Here is a 22,771-nt window from a genome sequence, read left to right as displayed (position 1 = left end):
GACGGGCGGATCAGGCCGACAGCGCCTTGGCGATCCAGGTGGACGAGCGGGAGATGATCTCCGAGTAGTGGTTGGAGAGGATCTCGTAGTGCTGTCCCGGATACTCGATCAGCTCCTTGGGCTCGGGGACGCCCTCGAACATCTCGCGGGCCTCCTCGACCGGCGCCACGGTGTCCTTGGAGGCGAGGATCATCAGCAGCGGCTGCTCGATGCGTTCGGCGTAGGCCCGGACTTCCATCTCGAAAAGGCGGTCGAGCGTGGAGATGGTGATCGCGTTCTTGAAGCTGGGCAGGTGGTGGATCTGCTTCTCGACGAACTCGATTCCCTCGTGGTCGCTGAACATCACCGGGTTGCCCGGGCTGGCCTCGCCGTGCAGGCGGATGGTCATGGCCGGCTCGCCCTGGGCCTGCTTGAGCCGGTCGACCGGGATCAGCGCCTCCAGTTCGGCGAGGGTGTCGGCGGGCTGCAGCTGCCGGGCACTCCAGCCGCTGACCGGCGGAATGATGGCGACGACGGCTTTGATCCGGCGGTCGGTGGCCGCGACGAACATCGCATTGGCGCCGCCGATGCTGATGCCCCACAGCCCGATCCGGTCACCGTCGATGTCCTCGCGCAGGATCATCAGCGTGAGGATGTCGCGCAGGTCGCGGCACTGCTGCCAGGGGTCGAACTGCTGGCGGGGTTCGCCATCGCTGTAGCCGGTGGCGCGGTGGTCGTAGACCAGGCAGGCCAAGCCCTGGGCGGTGAAGGCCGCAGCGTTGCCGTACGACGACTCGGCCGGTCCGCCGAGGCCGCCCTGCAGGACGACCAGCGGGTGCGGGCCGGCCTCGGAGGGAAGGAACAACCTGCCGCGCAGGACGTTCCCGGCGACGGTGAGTTCGACGTCTTCTTCGGTGGCCATGATGTTTTCCTCTCGTGTGATTCAGCGGCGGACGACGGGGATGTCGTCGGGCAGGAAGTCGTGGTCTATGGCGCGCGGATCGACTGAGGCTCGCAGGATCGGGAAGACCTCGGCGCGCATGTTCGCTTCGAAGTCGCCGATGGCCGTCAGCAGGTCCTTGTCCCCGCGGGCGGCGCGGCCGAGTTCGCCGGCGAGGACGCCGGCGTCGCGCAGGGCGCTGTTGGCGCCGGCGCCGAAGGTCGGCGGCATGGCGTGGATGGCGTCGCCGAGCAGGGTGACCCGGCTGGGAGCCCATGGTTCGGCCGGTGCGAGGTGGCGGATCGAGGTCGGGAAGATCGAGGCCGGGTCGACGCGATCGACGAGCTTGCGGATGGCTGGCACCCATTCCCGGACCGCCGAGCGCATCTCGTCGTGCAGACGTTGCTGATCGGCGCTGAACAGCTCCGCGTCCGAGAGCCGAATGCTGAAGTTGATCATGAAGTACGGGTTGATGGGATCGAGCTCGATACCGGGTGCGAGGTCGGCGGCGGCCTCGTCGATGGGACGGCGCGGGTCGAACAGACCGAAGCTGAAGGAGGTCGCACCCGGACCGGTGGCCTGGACGAATCCGTCGAGCAGCGGCGGCGGAAGCTCGGCCAGCAGCTCGCCGTCGACCGGGGCCATCGAGTACAGGCCGCGCATCCCGGTGTCAAGGACGGCGACCTCCGGCAGGCGCCGGCCGCGGATCACCGAATTGATGCCGTCGGCCGCGACCAGCACGTCGCCCTCGGCGGAGGACCCATCGGCGAACTGAAGCCGGACCTTCTGGCCGTCGAGCTCGTACCCCGTGACGGTGTGACCGAAGTGCAGGACGTCGCCGAGACCGGCGCACATGATCTGCCGCAGGGTGCGTCGGTTCACGGCGGTGTGCGGCCGCTCGGCGTCGTTCGGCGGGCCGATGTGCGGCCGGGCGCCGAGCTCGTTGCCGAGGTGGTCGACCATCGTGAAGGTCTCGCGGCGGGGGTTCTTGCGCGAGGTCTGCATGTACAGCTCGTACAGGTTGGCCGGCAGGCATTCTTGCAGGGCACCACCGCCTGCCGCGTTCATGTGCAGCCGGTAACCCGCGCGGCCGATGCCCGGCGTCGCCTCGTACAGCGCGCAGCTGATGCCGTTGCGGCGCAGCCCTTGTGCCAGGCACAGGCCGCCGATACCGCCACCGGCGATGAGTACGTGAAACGACATGCTTTGACCTCTTGGGGATCTCGACGGAAGTCGGGGTTGGTTGTGGCGAGTATTTCGGCGTGGTTAACAGCGGGGGAAGGCCGCGAACTTCGACTAAGGTATCGACGACATCAATAACTGGAGGTAGCGGCCGTGACGCTCGACCTGAACCTGCTCTTGGCCTTGAACGCGCTGTTGCAGGAGCGCAACGTGTCCCGGGCCGCGCGGCGGCTGGGGTTGAGCCAGCCGACCGTGAGCGCCTCGCTCGGCCGGCTCCGGCGGCATTTCGACGACGAGCTGCTGGCTCGCGTCGGTAACCAGTACGTTCTGACTCCGCTGGCCGAGCGCCTGGTCGAGCAGAGCGCCCAGGCGCTGTCGTGGGCCAACCGGGTCTTCGAGAACCGGGCCGCCTTCGACCCGGCCGTGTCCACCCGCGAATTCCTCGTCGTGGTCTCCGACGCGCAGCTGCCCGTCTTCGGGCGCGCGTTGGCCGAACTGGTGCGGTGGGAGGCGCCCGGGGTGCGGATCCGCTTCCTGCACAGCACTCCAGGCGTCGTCTTTCACGCGCAGGACCAGCTGCGCAACGTCGACGCCCTGGTGTTGCCGCAGGGCATCCTCGCCGATCTGCCCAGCCTGGATCTGTACCGCGACCGGTGGGTGTGCATCGTCTCGGTCGAGGACGACCGGCCGTCCGAACTGGACATCCACGAGCTGCGCCGCCGGCCCTGGGTCCTTCCCTACTCCACCTCACCGGTGCAATCCATATTTCACCGGTTGCGCGCCGCGGGAGTGGAGCCGCAAGCCGCCATCAGCACGGAGGATTTCCTGGCGGTGCCGTACCTCGTGCAGGGGACCGATCGCATCGGGCTGGTGCCCGAGCGGGTGGCCCGGCTGACCGCGGGAACCGGGGGCCTGGCGATGGCGAGTCTCCCGTTCGACGCCGGGATGCTCGTGGAAGCGCTGTGGTGGCACCCAATGCACGAATCAGACCCGGGCCATATCTGGTTTCGCGATGCGGCCGGCCGGGCGGCGGCGTCGATCAGCGACCCGCTGTGACCTTCGTCAGCCGGCGAGCGAGAGCCGCGACGGCCAAGGACAGCACGCCCGCGGCGCAGATGGCCATGCCGAGTCCACCGAGGGCCGCGTTCAGCGCGAGGATGGCCAGCGGGCAGATGAACTCGCCGAGGAACAGAGCGGCCACCCAGAACCCGGTTCCCCGGCCGCGCTGCGCATAGCTCAATCCGGTGAGCGTCCAAGACAGCAGCGACGGCAACAGCAGCCCGCTGCCCAGGCCCGCGACGAGCGTGAACACGACGACGATGGGCGCCGACGGCGCCAGTCCGATACCGACATAGGCCACGCCGAGCAGCGCGAAGGCAGCGGGCACGACAACCCGTGACCCCAGGCGCGAGAGCCGGCCGAAACTCCAGGACACGAGGGCGCTCGACAGCGACAACAGGGCGCTGATCAGGCCGATCGACGACGCCGAGGTGACACCCAGCTCGTCGAGCCGGTACGACAGTTCCACCACCGCCACGTAGAACAGCACCCCGCCGACGAGCGTAACGCCCACCGGACGGACGAACGAACGCCACGGCAGAGCCGGGAGCTGCTCCACGTGCTCGCCGGCGACCGGTCTCCAGAGCACGAGCGGCGCCAACAGCGCCAGCGGAATGCTGACCAAGTAGAGCCAGAACGGGGTCTGCCAGCCCGTCGCGATCAAGGCCCCGGCGACCGCGACGAAGACGATGGCCGCCACCGACATGACGACGCCCTGCAAGCCCAGCATCCGCTGCCGGGCCGGGCCGTGGAAGTAGTCGGCCAGCAGGGCTGTGCAACAGGTCATGATCGCGGCTTCGGCCAGCCCGACCAGCACCCGCGAGGCGAGGATCAGCGTTAGCGAGGGCAGGTACAGCGGCGCGGTTCCGACGATGGCGTACAGGAGCAGAGCGACGGTGAGCAGGCCGGTGCGCCCGACGCGGTCGGCCACCCGTCCGGCGAACGGCGCGGTCAGGCCGATCAACAGCGCCGGAGCGGTCAGCACGAGCGGCACCAAGACGCTCGCCCCGGCAGTATCCGCGAATGCCCGGGTCATGGACGGCAGCCCGGGAGCCAGCAGGACGGCCCCGAGAACGGGAAGACAGGCGGCGACGAGCAAGACGCTCGCCTGCGCCCATCCGGCGGGCCGGCCCGTGCGCGGATTCACCGGTGCCGTCGTCGTGGCCACCGAGCGCTCGGATGTCATATCGGCCATGAAGCCTCCCAGCGATATCGGGCGGTCATCGTGCCGACCGCCGCGTACCGCTGAGACTGGCAGGTGACCCAGGTCTCACATAGACGAGAAACTTTGCCTTACCTATCGAGCTCATCTATAGTGTCGCGCCGACTGTGAATCGCGCTGGCCGCCTCGACTTCGTTCGCAGTGGGGACCGCTGAGCGAGCACGGCGCGGCAGTGTGTCTCCGCGTTCGATCCCCCGCGCAGGGCCTGGGCGGTGGTGGCCGTGCGCGGGTGAAAGTACCGGTCCAGGAACTCCGAGGCGAGTGCCTGGTCGTCGGCCAGGTCAGCGACCAGGGCCGGTAGGGCACGCCGCCCCACGGGACCGCTGAAGGCCTGGCTGAGCGTGCTCCAGGATCGTACGGACCTTCATACGAAGCCGTACGGCACTTCGTACACCACGGCTCGGGTTTCTCCCCTCTATGCCTAGAAGGGCGACGGCAAGACGGTGAGAGCAGGGCATCGCTCTCGGTGCGTGGGCGCTTGAGATCTTCAAGATTGAGGCTTGGATCACTGAGCTGAGCGATAGGCGGTGACTTGACCTCAAGCTGACTTGAGGTTCTATCGTCGAAGCCATGAACGTACAGAAGATCACCACCGCTGACGGCTCCTGGGCCGCCGTCGGCGACCACCGGATCTACGTCAACGACCTCATCGACGCGGCCTCCCGGCCCGACGCGAAAATGACCGTGGGATTCGCCCGCCTCGACAAGGGAGAGTCGATGGACATCTCCTTCCCCTACGACGAGGTGCTCATTGTGACCAAGGGCTCCTACACCGTGCGCACCGTCGGCGGTGAGACCTTGACCGCCGGCCCCGGAGAGGCGATCTACCTCCCCGGCGGCACGTCGAACGCCTCGTGGGCGGAGGAGGACACCGAGATGGTGTATGTGGCCAACCCGCCTGAGGTGTATGCCGAGCACGTGGCGGCGTCGGCAGGCGCCTGAGAGACATCCCAGGATCTCGGGAAGCTCACAGCTTGACGCCTAAGCTCCTGGGATGTCTCAGTAGTGTCGACTCTACGGTTCGTCGCGCGGGCCGTGGCTGGCGTGCAGGGCCGTGAGGACGGCCTGCTGCACGCTGTGGTGGACGGTCAGCGCGGGCCTGGCGCCGGTGGCGTTCAGCACGCGGGCGGGCGCGTGCTGCAGGGCGGCCAGGTGCAGGTCGCCGCCGTGGCTGCGGATCAGGGCGCGGACGTTGACCAGCACGCGCAGGCCGGCCTGGCCCAGCAGTGGTACTTCGCTCAGGTCGAGCACCCATGTGGTCGCCAGGCCGGCGGCGCGCTTGGATGATGAAGGCATCCAGCCGGTCGGCGGGGCCGGCCTCCAGGTCACCGGCTACCGAGATCACGGTGACGCCGGGCATGTGCTGGCAGGCGAACGTGGGCGGGGTCATCGGCGTCATCGCGGCCCCCGGGCAGCGGACGGACTTTCCAGCAGGGCGACAACAGGTGAGCGGGGTCATCAGGGCTCAGTCCTGCGTGCGGGTCAGGAACGTCATGACGGCCAGGGCCATGCCGACGAAGCCGGTGAACCCGGCCGCGCCGGCCAGGATGGCCAGCGGTGCGGGGGTGCCACCCAGCCAGGCCAGGCCGCCACTGGCAAGGGCGACGACCGGGCCGGCGACGCGACCGGCCGGCCACCGCCTCCGGCGACCGGTCCGCCGTCCTTCCCGCCTTGCCCGGCCCGCCACGATGCTGGCCGCTGACCGGCTGACCACCGACGAGATCGTCCAGTGCTGCCTCGACATCCACGGCCGTGTCGCCGCTCGCCTGGCCCGCGTGGCCCTGAGCGGCGACGCTGACGCATCCCTGCACCTGGCGCTGTTGACCCTGCTGCGCGGCTGGGGCCACGACGGCATGGGCTGGCTGCGCCGCGCCGCCGACGCCGGCCACGAAACCGCGCTGGCCCTGCAGAACGCCGACGACCCGCGCGCCCAGGCCACCGACCTCTCAGGCCGCCGACCTCGTCTACCGGCACGGCTGCGCCCTGGAGGCGGGCGGGACCGCCAGAGCCGGCATCGCCCGCTGCTTCTCCCGGCTCGCCGCCGAGACCGGCCACGCCGAGGCAATCGCGAAGATCACCAGCATGGCCGTACCGCTCGCAGAACCACCGGCCCCCTCCTCGGGCATCTCCGCGGCCGCCTCTGCCTACGAGGTCTCCTGCGCCGAGCGCCTTCCCTCATCCCCTGGACGACGTCTGCGCCGAGCACGTGTCCTGCCGGCTCGGCTTGCCCTGGCAGGATGCGCCGCTTGGGAGCAACCCGGTCCCGGAACAGCCAGGCCCTGCCGGCGACCCGCCCGTCTCCAGTGGGCTGATGCCCCCTCCCGCCGCGGCCCAGGCCAGGTATGGGCCGGCCTGGCAGTCCATGCTGGACCTCGCGGGGGCCATCCAAACGGCGCAAGCCGAAGCACAGGTGGCGAAGGACAAGGACACCGGCGCCATGCCTGACGACGCCCCCGGCCCTGGTCAGGGCGCTCCGATCTGGCTCTTGGAGACCACGCAGCCCCCCTTCCTCGCCTGTCCAGACGGCCCGCAGCTTCAGGAGCGGCCTACGCCGCCGAGCGCGCGCGATCGGAGCGAGGTGAACAGCTCGACGATCCGGAGGTCCGGCTGCGGCACGAGACCGTTGACACCTTCATCCCGTCCGGCCGTACCGACTTTGCTCCCCGCCCGGCGCGTACCTGCCGGACCCCGAACTCGAGCCCGGATCCGGCCTGTGCTGGGAGCAGGATCCTAGGTGGAATCCTCCGACAGGCCGAAGAAATTCGGAGCACGGATGACAAAACTTGGGGCATGATCGCAAAAGCTTTAGGGTTCGCGCTGGCCGCCGCCCTGTTGCCCGGCACCCCAGCTCCTTCGACCGGCCTACACGACTGCGCGAACGCGACGACACGCTGTGACGGCAGCATCGATGTCCCCCTCGACTGGGAGAACCCCTCCTCCGAACGCATTTCCGTGGCCTTCGCCTGGATTCCGGCCAAGGAAGCCAGCGGAACCGTGGTAGCCAATCTCGGTGGGCCAGGGCCGACTCTGCCGACCATACCCGAGATGCAACGCGTTCTCGGACCTGTGCTCGAACGCAAGAACCTGCTGGCCATGGATCCGCGCGGGATGGGAAAGTCCTCGCCGCTGCTCTGCCAAGGAGCCGGCATCGACAAGCCTGAGACCATCGCGGCTTGCGCCAAGAGCGTGGGGCCGCGGGGCGCGTACTTCACCGCCGACCAGGCCTCGCACGATCTCGACGCGATCCGAAGGGCACTTGGTGTGGGCAAGGTGAGCTTCTACGGCAATTCCTACGGCACCCTGTACGCCCAGGCGTACGCCGCTCGCCATCCAGGCAGCCTGGACGCGATATTCCTGGACAGCTCCATGATCGTGGCCCGCGACGGGTACGCAAGCTGGAAGAACTACTGGTCCTGGCGCCGCCAGTTCGATCTCGTCTGCGAACGGTCGGCGGCGTGTGACGCGCTTCCGGGCAGCGCCTCCGACACCTGGACCCGCCTGGTGGACAGGCTGCGGGAGCAGCCCGATCCGGAAGTGTCGGTATTCCAGACCTCAGTGCTGAACAGGATGTCTGAGCCGGTGTTCGGCCGGGAGGCCACCGCGGCCGCGAACGCCTACCTGCGCGGCGACCCGGCTCCACTGCACCGCCTGGCACGGCTGATTCCCACAACGCTTCCACCGGCCAACGATCCGTATGTCGCCGGCTATCTGGGCTTTCGCTGCGGCGACGGTTCCTTCCCCTTCGACCGGCTGGCCTCGGCGACCGAACGCCAGGCTCAGGCCAAGCGCTACTACGAGCGGGTACGCCCGCTAGCGCCCTATCTGATCAGCGACGTCTTCCCTGGGCTCGGCACCGTGGAGCCATGCATCAACTGGCCGACTCCACGCCACAGCCCTCCGCGCCCGCCTGGACAGGTGCTGCCCGCCGTGCCCGTCCTGGTAATGGCTGGAGAGCTTGACATGAACAGCCCCGCCGAAGTGGCCCGATCGCTGCGAGCCTTTCCGAACGCGACCGTCGTGCGAGTCCCGTTCGGGCCGCATGCACTGACGTCTTCCGCCTCGCCGATGGGTGATTGCGTGCGCGGCATGCTGCGTACCTTCCTGACCACCAAGCAGGTGACCGACCAGAAGTGCACCGGCGAGAACTACCGCGCCCTCGGCACCTTCCCACAGACCGTCGGGGACGTGCCGCCGCACCCGGCCCGCAAGCTCAGCACCGCCCAGCAGCGCGTGCTCGCCGCCACCTTCGCCACCGCGTCGGACGCCACCGCGCGCCGCAATCCCAGCAGCACCGTCTATACAAGAGTGCAGAACGAGCCAGGACTGCGCGGCGGCCAGGTCACCTTCGGCCAGGACATCACACTCGATGAGGTGCGATTCGTGCGCGACCTGCGGGTCAGCGGCCCGATCAAGCTCGCCCCGGAGGGTCGCGCCACCGCCACGCTCCGCGCTGAGACCGGCGGGCGCACCCACGAGGTGACGCTGACCTGGACGGCATTCTCCACCCGCCCGTCTCTGTCAGGCAGCTTCGACGGCATCCCCTTCGACTAGTTACCCCGCCACGACGGCGGCCGGCTTCAGCGCGAGGGCGGTACTCCCGCGCGTTCGGGATGAGCCGCGTGAACATAGGGCATCGCCGTGCCGGGCCGTTCTTGAGAGGGCGTTCTGTGAGACTCCGTCCGGTCTGACTGAGATAGCGGTCTCTTATACGTCGTGACCTGGTCGCGGCAGGGTGAACAGGCCAGGTTGGGGTTCGGTGAGGACGCCTCGGGCGACCATGCGTTTGAGGTTGGCGCGCAGGCCTTCGGTGTGGGGGTGATCGGCTTCGGTGTTCAGCAGCCGGCAGAGGTTCTTGACCCGCAGCCCGTCCGGCGCCTGCTCCATGACCGCCAGGATTTGCCGGGAGACGGGCGAGAGCGTCGGCGTGCCCGTGGTGGTCTCGCCCGAGTCGCCGGTCATTTCCAGGATCGTCTCGCGGGTGACGCGCAGCCGGGACAGCAGTTGCTCGGCAGTGCTCAGCCGCTGGGTCAGCTCGTCGATCTGCGCGAGCAGATCGTCGGCTTCGGCCTGGGCTGCGGCTTGGCGCTCGGCCAGCCGCTCGAGGAAGTCCCGCATCAGCGTGTCCCCCGCTCGCTACGCCGGGGCGGGGTCGCGCCAGGTCGGGGTCGCCGTGCCGGTCAGGCGGCAGGTCATGTTGTCGGTCATCGACCAGTAGATCATCGACGCGGAGCTGGCCGGCCGGGTTTCGTAGTCGCGGGCCAGCCGGCGGTGCAGCATGAGGGTGCCGAAGACCTGCTCGGCCTTCCACCGCTTGGGCAGCGGCGCGAAGCCGAGGGAGTGCGGGGCATGTTGCACCACTTCCACGTCGATGCCTGGGCCGGCGCCATGGACGGCGACCGCGTTCTTGAACCCGGCGTCGGTCCAGGCCTTGGTCACGGTGGGGTTGGCGGCGGCGACCCTGTCCAGCAGCTCGATGCCGATGGCGATGTCGTGCACGCTCGCGGCCGCCCCGACCACGGCGATGACCAGGCCGAGCACGTCGGAGGCGATGCCGCGCTTGCGACCGCGGCTCTTCTTGCCCGGATCCAGCCCGGTGGTGTCGGCCGGGGCGTTGACAGAGATGTGCACGGTCTGGGTGTCCAGCACCACCGCGGTCGGGCCCTCGGCCCGGCCGGCCTGCTCACGCACCTGCCAGCGCAGCAGGTCGTGCAGGGCCTGATCGGTGCCGTCATCGCGCCAGGCGCCGAAGTAGTAGTAGACCGCGCTGTGAGGCGGCAGGTCGTGCGGCAGGTAGCGCCACCGGCAGCCGGTCCGGGCCTGGTACAAGATCGCGTTCACGATCTCCCGCATGTCGTAGCGGCCCGCATGGCCGCTGACCGAGAGGTGCTGGCCCTTCCATGAGGTGATGACCGGCCGGATCAGCTTCCAACGCTCGTCGGACAGATCGCTGAGGTATGGCTTCCGCCCGCTCATAACTGTCAGTTGAGCGTACTCACACGGAACGTCAACCTGTTTCCGGAAAATGCCAACAAATCCGCAGGTCCAGACCGCTCATACCGTCTCAAAACGTCCTCTCAGGAGTGTTGGCGCCGTCCGTCGTGCGCAGCGCGCGGGCGGGGAAGGAGCCCAGCAGGCCGACCTTCATCTTGCCCAAGGGCTCATCGCCGTCCAGCCGGCCGGTGAACCGCATGGTCATCCCTATCATCGCCTTGCATGCCAGCCAGGTGACCTCGCCGTCCCGCACCGATCCTTCGATGATCCACGTGTCGACGACCGCTGGAATTCCCCCTAGAACCCGCCCGCCGTCAGCGGGTCAGGATGGGGCCGTCCTTGACACCACGTTCGCCTGGGCGCCGGTCATCGTCCCGCTCAGCCGCTCTCCGTCGGTCGCGAATGTCGCCGAGAAGGCCTGCTCGCCTCTGGGCGAGTTCACGGTGAACGGCCAGGTGCCGTCGATGCTCAGGTCACTCCTGCGTTCTGTGATCTCGCGTAACTTCATTGACCGATGAAGTAATATGCGGCAGGCAGATCGAAACTTCAACGTCGGTTGAAGAAATCCGGCGGAGGGCCGTGTCGGCCTTCCGTGCTGGCAGAAAGGTGTATGCATGCCCAGCGATCAACCCTCTCGCCGCGCACTCCTCCGCAACACGGCAACCGCCGGACTGGCGGGCGCGGCAGCCGTCCTCGCATCACCGCCCACCCTCGCCGCCGCCGACCCGCGACGCTCCGCGACCGTGACCCTGAGCGGCGACGTGGCGGGATACAACACCAGAGTGTTGCTTCTGGGCACCTCAGGAGGTCCGCTACAGGTTCCCGGCCGCACGATGATCTCCAGCGCGGTCGCCGTCGGCGACCGCTTTTACCTCGTCGACGCCGGCTCAGGCGCGGTACGGCAAGCGGCTTTGGCCGGGATCGGCCTGCCGGCGCTCGGCGCCGTCTTCATCACCCACGGACACTCCGACCACCTGGCGGACCTCTTCAACCTGGTGTGGCTCTCCCAAGGCCCGTCGGCTCCACCCCTACCGATCCACGGCCCCGGACCGGCCGGGTACCTGCCGCCGTCCCCCGGAAACGCGCCCGTACCGGTGCTCAACCCCGATCATCCCACCCCTGGCCTGCGGGACATCTTCACCGGCTGGCTGGCGGCGGCCACTTATGACATCAACATCCGCAATAACGAAAACGGTCCTCCCGGAAGGGACTTCACCAAGAAATTCGCCATCCGCGAGATCATGCCGCCCGCAGCGGTCGGCGCCTCTCCTGAGCACACCGCGCCCGACATGTCGCCGTTCACCGTCTTCGAAGACGACCGAGTGCGTGTCAGCGCGATTCTGGTGCCGCACGGGCAGGTCTTCCCGTCCTACGCCTACCGGTTCCAGACCGAAGACGGCTCGGTCACCTTCTCCGGCGACACCGCTCGCTCGGACAACGTCGCCAGGCTGGCCGACGAGACTGACGTTCTCGTGCACGAAGCCGTTGATATCGACTATTACCGGGACCAGGGACTGCCGGAGGGAGCGCTCGAGCACATGCGCCACGCTCACACCGGCCCAGAGGAGGTCGGCAGAGTGGCAACAGGGGCGGCGGTCAGGCGAGTCCTGCTCAATCACCTGACGCCCGGTGACCCCGCCGCTGTACCGGACGGAAAATGGGAACGGCGAGTACGCTCCACCTATGGCGGCCCTGTACGCGCCGGGCACGACCTCACCGCATTCGGAGTGGGCAAGAAGGGCTGACTCACCGTCGGGCGCCCCTCCTGCCGGCCATCGGCGGAGGGCCGCCCCTCGCCCGGACACGCCCGCGAAGAACTCGCCAAGGTTTGTGGCAGTACACCCCGACTGAGCCGATCAACCGAGCAGATTCTTCAGAGCGTCCCCGAGCCCCACGCCCGAGTCGCGGCGGAGGCGGTGGTAGACGTAGTAGCTGTGCCGCTCGGGCTCGGTCCAACCTGCCTCGGCCAGGAGTTTCAGGTGCTCGGAAATGGCGGCCTCGGTGAGCCCGATCAGTTCCGCGATTTAGCCGCGCCAGCCGCGGGCGGCGCGATCAAGCACCGCCCAGACCAGGGAAACGCAGCTGGTCTCGCCGGGGAAGTGGCCGATGACCTTGGCGCGGCGGCGGGTCTCGCCGAATTGGAGTGCCGCACCCGCTTGTGGTGCTCGATCGGGAAGCACAGGTAGGTGGTCAGACTCTGGCGGTCGGACAGCAGGCACTTGACCGCTGCCGGGCAGCGGCCGGCCCAGGTTTCGGCGAAGGCGTCGATGCGCCGCTGCACCCAGTCGACGAGCTGCTGGTCGGGGGTGACGTTCTCGCCGAGTTCGGTGAGGTCGACGTTCTGCCAGTAGGCGGCCTTGACCTCGGCCTGGTCGCCGGCGCTGACCTTGGCCAGCACGTTGCGGGCCCGCTGCGCCAGACACCGCTGGCGCAGCGAGCGCGAGAGGACCTGCTCGACGGCGCCGATCAGGACGAGCGCGGCATCGGAGACGATCAGCAGCGGCGGGCGCAGGCCACGGGCGGTCAAGTCAGTGAGGAAGTCGTGCCAGGCGCCGGTGGATTCGGACCCGACGGCGGCCAAGCCGACGAAGACCGGCTTGCCGGCGGTGGTGATGCCCCAGGCGGCCAGGATCGGCTCGGCCCGGCTGCCCTCGCGCATCTTGACGTGCGAGGCGTCCAGGAACAGATAGTCCAGCTCGACACCGGTCAGGTCGCGCCGGCACCAGGCGTCGTACTGCGCACGAAGAGCCGATGACCAGTGTCTCCAGCGCGTGGGTGCCGAGTGACGCCGGCGCGCGGACGGGGAAGGCGTCCACCTCGGCTTCCCCGGCGGTCTGGATGATCAAGCGGGCACCGAGCCGGCGACCTCCTCGATCACCTCCACCGGGTCACGGGCGGAGGCGAACAGGTGTCGACCTCGGCGCGGACAGCCTGAACGGGCGGTAGTCCGCATGCCACAGACGCAGGTCTTTGCGTGGTGCGAACTTTGGTCGGTTCAGCGCGGCAACCTACGCTGCTCACATTCACACGCATCTCGGACGCGATCAGCGAAGGATCCTGCGCCTTCGCACCGGGTCAGGACAGGCGGTCGAGGGTGCGACTGACGGCCTCGCGCCCCTCGCGCACCGCACCCGCCAGATCCCTGCCCGCCGGGCCCTGCCAGGTCAGCAGGACGACCACGGTTCCATGTCGCACGGCCACCGTGACGTGCGCGACAGAGTCGTGGTATGTCGGATGGAGCGGCAGGTCGGAGCGGCGTACAGCGAGGCTGGCCAGTTCGCCGTTCCACGGGCCGCGGGTGAAGGGCTCGACCGTGTATGGCACTCTGAGGTACTGGTCGTCCTCCTGCTTGTTGCAGGGGGTGACGAAGATGTTCCCGTCGTAGCTCTTCAGCTTGTCTTCCGGTATGACCAGCAGGCGGCGGCGCGTTCTCTCCGCCGTCTCCTCATCCGGTAGGACGGCCACCTCTTCGCGCACGGTGACCCGGCCTGTGAGCGTACGCGCCACCACGGGCACGGCGGAGGGCAGGTGGCTGCGGTTCAAAGCGATCGCGCAGGTGAGGTCCGGATCTCCCACACCGTCCCAGAGCCTCACGCCCTTCCCGTACGCCGACGGCGGAGGCAGCTCTGCGGCCAGAGTGGCCGTCCTCCCCGTCACCCCGGGGCTCGGCCCGTCCGGATCGCCGCCGACGGTGGCCAGCACGGACGCGACGGCGGCGACGCCTTGCCGGACTCCATCCGCGTCCGGACCTTCGCCGTACCCGGTGGGCCAGTACCACGAAACCTCGGCCAGAAGAGAGCCGCGGGCGGCCACGACAACACCGTCGACGGCCCAGTCACTGTTGTCGGAGTTGTGCGGTCCGGCGATCGCCATCAGGGTGCCGCGCCAGCCGTCGCGAGCGTAATCGCCGATGGTGGCGTCGGTGAAGTCGTGCACGCATCCCTCGGCCGCCTCACGAACGGTCTCCAGCAGCCCGTTCGCCTGCGCTGGCGGGGCCAGCCAGAACCTCACCGACAGCGACACCGGCAGCTCCACCACCTTCAACTGGGCGCTATAGGCGGGCACACCCTGCGGCGACGGCCCCTCGCGCAGGCTGTCCCCTTGCCCGCACAGCGACATGAGAGGCCCGTCCAGCGACGCGGCAGGAGGCTGTCCGTCTGCCATGCTGTCCTCATCCAGGTGCCCACGGAGCCGTTCGGCGATTTCCTCCGCCGACATGACGGCATCGGCGGACACGGGCAGCGGAGCCACCCACGGCCCCCAGCAGCTCTGGACGACCAGCAGCACGACCGCTGCCACGACAATGCCCATTCCTCGCCGTCTAGTGCGCCACATGAAATCTTGGACGGGGCGAGCGCAGCCGTGGTTCAACTGGGTCCACCACATGTAATGGCCTTTCGGGCGCCCTGGACGGCGAGCGTGAGATCCGGCGACGGTACGATGTGAACCTCTTCGATTCCGGACGCCGTGGTGACCATCATGAGAGAACATCCATCCATGCGTCAGCGCCGGTTCCGCTCCGGGACCTGGACCCACCTGGACCAGGGCCCGGTGATGCAGGAACTGTCACCGGGATCCAGGGCCAGCAGCGTGAACGCGTTTTCGATCTCAGCTGCGATCGGATCCTTTCTGCTGGGCGCCCATGAGTAGAGGAAGCGAACCAGTGTGCCTGTCGCGTCATCGCCAGGGCATGCGGCACTGCTGACCGGATCGCTGTCGACCAACTCGTCATCGATGACGCGGCCGCTCTGCGTGCCGCTTTTGGCGTTGAAGCACACCGACACGCAGCGGTGCCCGCCGACAAGGGATGAATCGTCTCATCCATCTCATCCAAAGGTGACGGCGAAGCCTTCCGGCTGAACCAAGGCGCATCCTGCCGTGATCTTGGTGACAGCGACGTGTGACAATCCGGCGGTTCAAAGATCCTCGTCATCCTCATCATCCCAAGGATCCCCGGACAACCAAGGGGCCGGACCAGGGCGATGCGGGGCGAACTGGGCGGAGTCCGCTCCCGTGCGCCCGATCGCCTCATCGGCGCTGATTCCTGCGACGAGGGTCAGCCCCATCCCGACCGCCCACTCTCCGCCCAGTTGCGCTCTGTTACCGGGCAGGGTCTTGACCTCATGAGCCCGCTGGATGGCGGCTCGATGCCCCTCCCCTGATCGCAATGACGCTCCACGTCGAGACTGACGACAAGGGAGCCATCCCTCAGCCACAGCTCGACAGGCTCAAGGGGATGGGTGACTGGCTCCGTGTGAGCTGACCGGCCATCTACGGCGCCTCCTACACCGGCCTGGTCGCCAAACCCTCCCGGGGAGTGGTCAGCCGCAACGGCAACAAGCTCTACGCCTCCGTCTGCATCTGGCCCGCTTCCGGCACAGCGCTGCACCTGACCGCCAGGTCCCCCTTTGCGGTGACCGGTGCCCGCGTGCTCGTTGCTCGCCACCGGTGCCGCAGGGTCGGTGACCGCCTCCGGGGACGGCTACGACCTGCGGCCGACCGGCTCGGCACCGGATCCGATCGCCTCGGTGATCGAGCTGGATATCACGCCGGCACCTGCTCATCCCGCCGGCACAGGAACCGGCCTGACCGCCCGGTTCTGGACGGACAACACCTTCACTAGCCTGTACGGAGTTGAAATCACAGGGATCGCCTGCGTGGCAGGAGGAAACCCTGGCAGGCCATCGTCATGGCGCGGGGAAACCTCACCGATGAGGAACGTCCTTGATCAAGCCTCACTTGCCGCTGGGTGAGCGGGGCCTGATTCCGGCTCTTCGGCAGCAGTTCGACGCGGTGATGTGGCGGTTTCGTACGGGCAGCCCGTGGAGGGACCTGCCCGTCGAGTACGGCCCATGGTCGACCGTCTACGACCGGTTCCGCTCCTGGGTGCTGAACGGCGTGTTGCAGCGATTGATACAGGCGATGATCGCCGAGGCCGCAGCGCTGCAGGAGACCGTCGAACGGGAAAGGGGCTCCCGGTGCTGCCTTCGCCCTCGGCCGTGATCTCGCTGGACCGCCTGCCGCCTCTGCTTGTCGCCGTCGTGACAGGACCAAAGCTGCACAAGGTATGGATTGCGAGGTTGCGCCGACTTGGGACCACGAGCACGGCCGGCCCGCTCACAGGGGTGTCCGGGACGAAATCGGCCGGCCGATCAAGCGGTACCTGTGGGCCGTCCTCCGCATCACAGGAGCACATTACTTCATGCCGCGTTGAAGTAATCTCTCCGCTGGCCTATATTTCTTCGTCGGAAGATGAAGTTTTCTGGGAGGAGAAAGCTCAGCATGAGCATGGACGGCACGTGGGCGTTCACCGCGGCGTCTCCAAGGGGCGAGCAGAGCTTCGCCGCGACGTTCACCTCGGACGGCGAACGCCTGTCAGGGACGATGACCGGCGCGCAGGGAGCCTGGGAGATCGACGAGGGCATGGTGCACGGCGAGGAGGTGGGCTGGCTGGTGCGCAGGGCGGTCATGGGGATGAACCTGCGCTTCACCGGCGTCGTGGACGGTGATCAGTGGACCGGCAAGGTCAAGGTCGGTGCGCTCGGCAGTTTCCCGGCCAGTGCGGTACGGACCGCACGGGAGCAGCCACCTCCAGCACCGTCCGAGCCCAGTTTGATCAGCCCCGAGGGACGGGCCGACCCCTACCCCCTATACGCCCGCATGCGCCAGGACGGTCCCGTCCGCCCCGCCGAGGGCCCGCTCGGCGGTCAGGTCTGGATGGTCACCGGGTACGAAGAGGCCAGGGCCCTGCTGAACGATCCACGCATCTCCAAGCACCCCCGGCATGCTCCCCAATGGTTGCGTGATCTGGGCATCGTCACCGCTGACGAGGGACCGACCGGAACGAACATGCTCAACAGCGACCCGCCCGACCACACGAGGTTGCGCCGCCTGGTGAGCAAGGGCTTCACGCCGCGCCGCATCGAGGCCCTGCGCCCCCGGGTGCGGCGCATCACCGACGATCTGCTCGACCGGATGGCACCCCTGGGGCAGGTCGATCTGATCGACGCGTTCGCCTACCCGCTGCCGATCACCGTGATCAGCGAACTGATCGGGGTGCCGGAGGAGGACCGGGACGACTTCAGGTCCTGGACCGCCGCCATGCTGCTGATGCCCCTGGAGGAGGAGTCGCGCGCCAGGCGAGCGCAGGGCATCGCGGCCATCAACGGCTACCTTGCCGCCCTGATCGAACGCAAGCGCCGCGACCTGCGGCCCGGCGTACCCAGAGACGAACAACCCGACCTGGCCAGCGCACTGGTGGCGGCGGCCGGCGACGAGGACGGGCTGAACGAGCGCGAGCTGGTCGGCATGCTGAACCTGCTGCTCGTCGCCGGCCACGAGACGACCGTCAACCTGATCGGCAACGGCATGGCGGCGCTGCTGCGCCACCCCGGCCAGCTCGCCCTCCTGCACGAGCAGCCCCAGCTGCTGCCCTCGGCGATCGAGGAGATGCTGCGCTACGACGGACCCGTCGAGCAAGGAACAGGCCGCACAGCGGTGGAGGACATCCCGATCGGCGAGGTGACCATCCCGGCGGGCAGCCAGGTGACGGTGGCGCTGGCCGCAGCCGACCGGGATCCCCGGCGCTTCCCCGACCCTGACCGGTTCGACATCCAGCGCGAGGACAACGCCCATGTCGCCTTCGGCCACGGGGTGCATTTCTGCCTCGGCGCGCCACTCGCCAGGATGGAGGCACAGATCGCCTTCCGCGGCCTGCTGGACCGCTTCCCCGACCTGGCGCTCGACTGCCCGCCCGAGCGACTGCGTCAGCGGCCGGGGACCGCCACCCTGTTCCGCGGGCTGGCCGAACTTCCGGTGAAGTTCACCCCAGAGGCTCGCTGACCAGCCGCTGGATCACGGGCGCCATCAGCGTGACAAGCGATTGCGTGGACATCGAAGCGAGAGGCTCCACGCGCAGGAGGTGGCGGGCCACGGCCAGGCCGGCCAACTGGGCGCCGATCAGGCCGGCCCGCAGCTGCGCGTCCGGCAGGTCGAAGTGCTGGGCGAGCGCACCGGCGAACTCGGCCTCGATGAATCCGCGCAGCTTGGCCGCGGGCTCAGGATCAGTTACGGCCAGGCGGGTCAGGGCGCCCACCCCATCCGCCGCGTCGCCTCCCTCGGTGACTTCGAGGAACCGGCGCACCAGCCTTTCCCCGAAGCGCTCCACCCCTTCCGAAAGCAGCTCACCCACCGGATCGCGCTGCGGGCTGTAGCTGTTCAGCACGGCCTCGTAGAGGCCCTGCTTGCTGCCGAAAAAATAGTGGATCATCGCGGGGTCGACCCCCGCGTCGACGGCGATCCCCCTGATGGTGGCCCGCTGGAACCCCTCGGCACCGAACCGCGCCGCCGCTGCCTCAATGATCCGCTGCCGGTTGGCCGCGCCGGTACGCCAGCGACCACGGCGCCCCTGCTCACCGACGGTGTCGTTCACACCGTCAGCTTACTTCACCGCCTGTCGAACTTATCCGAGACGGAGACCCCATGGACCGAAGTGTCCGCGTCCTGGTGGCCGGTGGAGGGCTCAGCGGCTTGGCCGCAGCCACCCTCCTCGGCCACCACGGCGTGCCCTGTTCGATCGTCGAACGCCGGACCCAGCTACCACCCACGTCGCGCAACGAACGGCTCGGCGTGCGCGCCATGGAACTGCTGCGAGTCCTCGGCCTGGAGGAACGGGTCCGCGCGGCCGGCTTCCACCCCGACGAGCTCGGCGACATGCTGCGGGCCGACACCCTGGCCGGCGCCGAACTCGGGCGAGTCCCGCAGCCGTGGGTGACCGTGCCGCCGCAGCTGAGCCCGCTCGAGCCGGTGTGTTGCAACCACGCGTGGCTGCGTGAGCTGCTGCGCGAACGCGCCCGGGAGCTGGGCGCGGAGATCTGGACCGGCTCCGAGCTGATCGACCTGCGGGAGGAGGGCGACGGGCTGGTCGCCGACGTGCGCGGGCCGGAGGGTGACACGAGCGTACGGGCCTCGTACGTGGTCGGCGCCGACGGCCCGCACAGCCTCGTCCGTGAACGCGCCCGAATCGAGGCCGAAGGTCCTGGCACCATCGCCCAGCTGTACGGGGTGGCCTTCCGCGCGGATCTCAGCGAGGCCATCCGCGGGCGGCACTTCGCCGGGGTGCAGCTCGATGGCGTGGGCGGCACCCTGCTGAAGGAGTCCGAACGCGACTCGTGGGTGCTCCTGCGCCCACGCCCGGCCGACGACAGCCCCGACGAGGGCGAGGACCTGGTCGAGCTCGTCCGCTCAGCGGCCGGCCTGCCGGAGCTGAAAGTCGAGATCGAGGGCACCTTCAGCTTGCCGATCACCCTGCTCACCGCTGAGCGGTTCACGCGCGGCAGGGTCGCGCTGATCGGCGACGCCGCCTGCTCGCTGCCGCCCACCCCGGGTATGCACGGCGGCAACGTGCTCCAGGACGCGCAGAATCTCGCCTGGAAACTGGCTCTGACCCTCAAGAGCACAGCGGGTCCCGCGCTGCTCGACAGCTACGACGCCGAGCGCCGCCCGCTCGCGAACCTCACCCTCACCGACGCACTCACCCGGATCGGCGTCATCCCCCCTTCGGAGGATCTGCCCGACCGGCTCACCCTGGAATTCGGCGCGGTCTACCGGTCCTCGGCGGTGATCCCGGAAGGCGAGCAGACCTTCGTGGACCCCTTGAGGTCCGCAGGACTGCCCGGGACCCGCGTGCCCTACCTGGGGGCCGATCTGTTCGGCAGGGACTTCGTCTGCCTGGCCGGCCCCGGATGGACCAGCACCGGCCTCCCGCTCACCGCACTGGAGCCGTCGTGGGCCGAGGCCCTCGGCGTGAGCGGCACCGGTGCCGTGCTCGTCCGCCCCGACGGGGTCATCGCCTGGCGGGCACGGACGGCATCACCGGAACACGACATCGAGACCGTACTCGACCAGATCCTGAACAGAGGAGACCAGCCGTGACCTTGCGCGTCATCATCGCCGGAGCCGGACTCGGCGGGCTCACGCTCGCCCACGGGCTGCGCCGAGCCGGGATCGAGGCGGCCGTCTACGAGCGGGACCCGGCACCGGACAGCCGCGCCCAAGGAGCTCGCTTCCACATCGACGACCGGGGAAAGCGCGCCTTGCACGCCTGCCTGCCGCCCTCCCATGCCGAGCTGTTCGAAGCGACCCTGGGACACGACAGCCGAACGCTCAAGGTGATCGGTGACGTCAACGGCCGCCTGGAACTGCTGGCCACAAGTTCCTTCGACGGCGAGGACGGCAGGCCCGACGCCGTGCGGCCCGGTCACCCGGCCAGCCGTCGGCTCCTGAGGCGGATCCTGCTGCACGGCATCGAGGACCACGTGCACTTCGGCCGGGAGGTCGTGCGGTTCGAGTACCTGAACCAGGGTGTTCGCGCGTACTTCGCCGATGGCGGCCATGCCGACGGAGATCTGCTGGTCGGAGCCGACGGCATCGGTTCCGCCGTACGCCGCCAGCTCCTCCCGCACGCCAAGGTGATCGATACCGGGGCGCGCTGGCTCGGAGGCAAGACGCCGATCACCGCGGGGATCACCAGCACGGGGATCACCGATCTGATCGGGAGTAGCTTCACCATCACCGAACTGGACGATCTCGGCATGATCCTGGCGGCCATGCGGTTCAAGGAGCCGCCACCGAGCGCCGCCGCGCGGCTGCTGCCCGGACTGGAGCCGAGCGAGGACACCGACTTCCTGATGTGGGCCCTGATCCCGCCGAACGACAGACTCGGGACGGGATTCCAGACCCTCGGCGCCATGCGGCTCTGGGCACGCGCACGCGAGCTGGTCGAGCCGGCTCATCCGACGTTGCGGCTGGTCATCGAGCAGGCCTGGCCGGAGCAGACGCTCTGCCTGCCGCTCGGCGCCTCGATGCCGGTCGAGCCGTGGCAGCCCAGCGCCGTCACCCTGCTGGGCGACGCCATCCACGCCATGCCGCCCAACCGCGGCTCCGGCGCCAACACCGCCCTGCAGGACGCCGGGCGCCTGTGCCGTCACCTGGCCGATGGGCGCCCGCTACTCCATGCTGTGGCCACGTACGAGGAGGACATGCGCCGGGACGGGTTCGAAGCGGTCAACGCCTCGATGTCCGCCATGGGCGAGTTCCTGCTTCGCGGCTGAACCCGTGGACCTGTTGCGCCGGATCGGCGTCCACGTTGCCGAGACCGCGCTGCCCGTCATCGGCTTCACCGTCGCGTACGCCATGACGAGGCAGATCGCTCCATCACTGGTGGCCGCGCTGGCGGCAGCCGCCGCGGTGGCTCTCTTCCGGGTGCGGCAGGCCCGCAAGCCATGGGCGGCGCTCGCCGGGTTCGGCGTGTCGGCAGGGGCCGCGGCTCTGGTCACCGTGTCGGGCAACGCCGCCGATTTCTTCTTGCCGCTCCTGGTGGTGCGCGGGGCGCTCGCGGTCGCCACGCCCGTCCTGCTCCTGCTCAGGTTGCCGCCGTTCGGGCTTGCGTACGGCGTGCTCACCCGGCGGGGACCGGCCTGGCGACGCTGCCCCGTCCAGCTACGCGCCTTCACCATCGTCAACCTCATCTGGTTTCTGGTGGAGGCCGCGCTCACCGCCAACCAGATCAGGCTCTACCTCGACGGCCAAGCGCTCGCGATGGGAGCCGTCAAGGTTCTCATCGAGGCGCCCGCATATCTGTTGTCCGCGGTTGTCCTCTGGAGGCTCTATCTCCGCCTGACCGCACGCCCCTGTCGCGGACCGGCGTGTCCCGTCCATGCCCACTCGGCCGCGTTGCCCGCGGACCGCACGAGCACCTGATCAATGATGTCGTTCTCAGGTCGGCCAGTTCGTCGTGGCGAGCTTGCCGCCGCTCGGGCTGAAGCCGGTGAGGGATGGTCGCGCCCCTGCCGGCCCGCTCGGAACCGAGTGTCGCCGGCAGGGGCGCCGCATGTCAGGTCGTGCCGGCTCCGTCGCGGAGTCAGCCGCGCTGGACGCCGTTGGCCTGTGACCAGCTCTCCGCCTGGATGACGGTGTCGCCGATGGGCGGGCCGAGTTCCTTGATGCGGACGTGCGGACGTGCGGACGTCGCGGAAGGAGACGGTGTTGCCGTTGCCGTGGTTCTGCAGGCCGATGTGCCCGTCCTTGAGGGAGCGCGCCGGATCGGTGTTGGTGAAATCATTGATCTTGATGCCTTTGAGCAGCACCTGGACGCGTTCGCCCTAGACCCTGATCTCGAAGGTGTTCCACCGGCCGGACGGGTTGAGCGCCTTGTCGCGTGCGGCGGTGTCGGCCGACTTGAAGCCGTAGACGGCGCCGGTGGTCTTGTCGGCCGCGTCCGTGGCGTCGATCTGAATCTCTTAGCCGTTGTCGACCGCACGCCGACCACGACCCGGTCGTGCCGCGGGACACGCTGGGGCCCATCGGGGTGGCGGGGTTCTTCGCGGCCGGCGAGGTGG

The 22,771-nt window shown here is 68.9% G+C and carries 22 protein-coding genes and 1 pseudogene; 10 read left to right on the top strand and 13 right to left on the bottom strand.

Annotated elements, in window-relative coordinates; translation table 11 throughout:
- Nucleotides 1–10 precede the first annotated feature (10 nt).
- Nucleotides 11–901, bottom strand: a complete 891-nt coding sequence (locus HCN51_RS55235) for an alpha/beta hydrolase (protein ID WP_168021797.1) — start codon at nucleotides 899–901, stop codon at nucleotides 11–13.
- Nucleotides 902–922: 21 nt separating this feature from the next.
- Nucleotides 923–2,122, bottom strand: a complete 1,200-nt coding sequence (locus HCN51_RS55230) for an FAD-dependent oxidoreductase (RefSeq protein ID WP_168021796.1) — start codon at nucleotides 2,120–2,122, stop codon at nucleotides 923–925.
- 132 nt (nucleotides 2,123–2,254) lie between these two features.
- Here HCN51_RS55230 and HCN51_RS55225 point away from each other — a divergent pair, with 132 nt between their 5' ends.
- Nucleotides 2,255–3,157 carry a LysR family transcriptional regulator gene (locus HCN51_RS55225; RefSeq protein WP_168021795.1) on the top strand — a complete coding sequence of 301 codons (903 nt, stop codon included), beginning with the start codon at nucleotides 2,255–2,257 and terminating at the stop codon, nucleotides 3,155–3,157.
- On the opposite strand, the gene HCN51_RS55220 is transcribed toward HCN51_RS55225, so the two are convergent.
- A complete protein-coding gene (locus tag HCN51_RS55220) occupies nucleotides 3,141–4,355 on the bottom strand; it encodes an MFS transporter (RefSeq protein ID WP_206069050.1) in 1,215 nt (404 codons plus the stop codon). The genes HCN51_RS55225 and HCN51_RS55220 overlap by 17 nt on opposite strands.
- 597 nt (nucleotides 4,356–4,952) lie before the next feature.
- Here HCN51_RS55220 and HCN51_RS55215 point away from each other — a divergent pair.
- Complete coding sequence (locus HCN51_RS55215) at nucleotides 4,953–5,324, top strand: cupin (RefSeq protein ID WP_168021794.1); 372 nt, start codon at nucleotides 4,953–4,955, stop codon at nucleotides 5,322–5,324.
- Nucleotides 5,325–5,396: 72 nt separating this feature from the next.
- On the opposite strand, the gene HCN51_RS55210 is transcribed toward HCN51_RS55215, so the two are convergent.
- Together HCN51_RS55210 and HCN51_RS55205 are read right to left on the bottom strand one after the other, a co-directional pair.
- On the bottom strand, nucleotides 5,397–5,678 hold the full coding sequence (locus HCN51_RS55210) for an STAS domain-containing protein (RefSeq protein WP_168021793.1): 282 nt from the start codon (nucleotides 5,676–5,678) through the stop codon (nucleotides 5,397–5,399).
- Between the two features lie 169 nt (nucleotides 5,679–5,847).
- Nucleotides 5,848–6,126, bottom strand: a complete 279-nt coding sequence (locus HCN51_RS55205) for a hypothetical protein (RefSeq protein WP_168021792.1) — start codon at nucleotides 6,124–6,126, stop codon at nucleotides 5,848–5,850.
- 1,046 nt (nucleotides 6,127–7,172) lie between these two features.
- On the opposite strand from HCN51_RS55205, the gene HCN51_RS55200 reads away from it, so the two are divergent.
- Nucleotides 7,173–8,933, top strand: a complete 1,761-nt coding sequence (locus HCN51_RS55200; RefSeq protein WP_168021791.1) for an alpha/beta fold hydrolase — start codon at nucleotides 7,173–7,175, stop codon at nucleotides 8,931–8,933.
- Nucleotides 8,934–9,086: 153 nt separating this feature from the next.
- Here the strand turns inward: HCN51_RS55200 and HCN51_RS55195 are convergent, their stop codons facing one another.
- The 4 genes from HCN51_RS55195 to HCN51_RS55180 form a co-directional block, all read right to left on the bottom strand.
- Entirely contained in the window at nucleotides 9,087–9,497 is a 411-nt protein-coding gene (locus HCN51_RS55195) for a hypothetical protein (RefSeq protein ID WP_168021790.1), read from the bottom strand.
- Nucleotides 9,498–9,515: 18 nt separating this feature from the next.
- Nucleotides 9,516–10,355: an IS5 family transposase gene (locus HCN51_RS55190; protein WP_168021789.1), complete on the bottom strand. Its 840-nt coding sequence runs from the start codon at nucleotides 10,353–10,355 to the stop codon at nucleotides 9,516–9,518.
- An 88-nt stretch (nucleotides 10,356–10,443) separates the two neighbouring features.
- Nucleotides 10,444–10,626 (bottom strand): hypothetical protein, encoded by a 183-nt coding sequence (locus HCN51_RS55185; RefSeq protein ID WP_168021788.1) that lies wholly within the window; start codon nucleotides 10,624–10,626, stop codon nucleotides 10,444–10,446.
- Nucleotides 10,627–10,695: 69 nt separating this feature from the next.
- Entirely contained in the window at nucleotides 10,696–10,881 is a 186-nt protein-coding gene (locus HCN51_RS55180; protein ID WP_168021787.1) for a hypothetical protein, read from the bottom strand.
- Between the two features lie 106 nt (nucleotides 10,882–10,987).
- Here HCN51_RS55180 and HCN51_RS55175 point away from each other — a divergent pair, with 106 nt between their 5' ends.
- Nucleotides 10,988–12,118, top strand: a complete 1,131-nt coding sequence (locus HCN51_RS55175; RefSeq protein WP_168021786.1) for an MBL fold metallo-hydrolase — start codon at nucleotides 10,988–10,990, stop codon at nucleotides 12,116–12,118.
- Between the two features lie 282 nt (nucleotides 12,119–12,400).
- Here the strand turns inward: HCN51_RS55175 and HCN51_RS55170 are convergent.
- Nucleotides 12,401–13,331: pseudogene (locus HCN51_RS55170) on the bottom strand (transposase); the annotation flags it as partial.
- Nucleotides 13,332–13,448: 117 nt separating this feature from the next.
- Entirely contained in the window at nucleotides 13,449–14,684 is a 1,236-nt protein-coding gene (locus tag HCN51_RS55165) for a hypothetical protein (protein WP_168021785.1), read from the bottom strand.
- 1,413 nt (nucleotides 14,685–16,097) lie between these two features.
- On the opposite strand from HCN51_RS55165, the gene HCN51_RS61975 reads away from it, so the two are divergent.
- Both HCN51_RS61975 and HCN51_RS55155 read left to right on the top strand, forming a co-directional pair.
- Nucleotides 16,098–16,376: a transposase gene (locus HCN51_RS61975; RefSeq protein WP_168021784.1), complete on the top strand. Its 279-nt coding sequence runs from the start codon at nucleotides 16,098–16,100 to the stop codon at nucleotides 16,374–16,376.
- 279 nt (nucleotides 16,377–16,655) lie between these two features.
- Nucleotides 16,656–18,215 carry a cytochrome P450 family protein gene (locus HCN51_RS55155; RefSeq protein ID WP_240974234.1) on the top strand — a complete coding sequence of 520 codons (1,560 nt, stop codon included), beginning with the start codon at nucleotides 16,656–16,658 and terminating at the stop codon, nucleotides 18,213–18,215.
- On the opposite strand, the gene HCN51_RS62850 is transcribed toward HCN51_RS55155, so the two are convergent.
- Nucleotides 18,196–18,804, bottom strand: coding sequence for a TetR/AcrR family transcriptional regulator (locus HCN51_RS62850; RefSeq protein ID WP_168021783.1), 609 nt, complete (start codon nucleotides 18,802–18,804; stop codon nucleotides 18,196–18,198). The two genes, HCN51_RS55155 and HCN51_RS62850, sit on opposite strands and share 20 nt — an antisense overlap.
- A gap of 50 nt (nucleotides 18,805–18,854) precedes the next feature.
- Between HCN51_RS62850 and HCN51_RS55145 the strand changes: the two genes are divergently transcribed.
- The 3 genes from HCN51_RS55145 to HCN51_RS55135 are packed head-to-tail and all read left to right on the top strand — an operon-like array spanning nucleotide 18,855 to nucleotide 22,133.
- Nucleotides 18,855–20,306, top strand: coding sequence for an FAD-dependent monooxygenase (locus HCN51_RS55145; RefSeq protein WP_168021782.1), 1,452 nt, complete (start codon nucleotides 18,855–18,857; stop codon nucleotides 20,304–20,306).
- Nucleotides 20,303–21,484 carry an FAD-dependent monooxygenase gene (locus HCN51_RS55140; protein WP_168021781.1) on the top strand — a complete coding sequence of 394 codons (1,182 nt, stop codon included), beginning with the start codon at nucleotides 20,303–20,305 and terminating at the stop codon, nucleotides 21,482–21,484. The genes HCN51_RS55145 and HCN51_RS55140 overlap by 4 nt, the downstream gene beginning before the upstream one ends.
- Nucleotides 21,485–21,488: 4 nt before the next feature.
- Nucleotides 21,489–22,133, top strand: coding sequence for a DUF3159 domain-containing protein (locus HCN51_RS55135; RefSeq protein WP_168021780.1), 645 nt, complete (start codon nucleotides 21,489–21,491; stop codon nucleotides 22,131–22,133).
- Here HCN51_RS55135 and HCN51_RS63290 read toward each other — a convergent pair.
- Nucleotides 22,040–22,519, bottom strand: a complete 480-nt coding sequence (locus HCN51_RS63290; RefSeq protein WP_206069049.1) for a hypothetical protein — start codon at nucleotides 22,517–22,519, stop codon at nucleotides 22,040–22,042. The two genes, HCN51_RS55135 and HCN51_RS63290, sit on opposite strands and share 94 nt — an antisense overlap.
- Here HCN51_RS63290 and HCN51_RS58685 point away from each other — a divergent pair.
- Nucleotides 22,430–22,771 (top strand): hypothetical protein (locus tag HCN51_RS58685; protein ID WP_206069054.1); only part of this gene is annotated, 342 nt, incomplete at its 3' end. The genes HCN51_RS63290 and HCN51_RS58685 overlap by 90 nt on opposite strands.

Origin of the sequence: Nonomuraea composti (genome assembly GCF_012034275.1) — a bacterium.
Taxonomy (GTDB): domain Bacteria; phylum Actinomycetota; class Actinomycetes; order Streptosporangiales; family Streptosporangiaceae; genus Nonomuraea; species Nonomuraea composti.
Note: the sequence above shows the minus strand (reverse complement) of the source record. Positions and strands in the feature narration are given on the sequence as shown.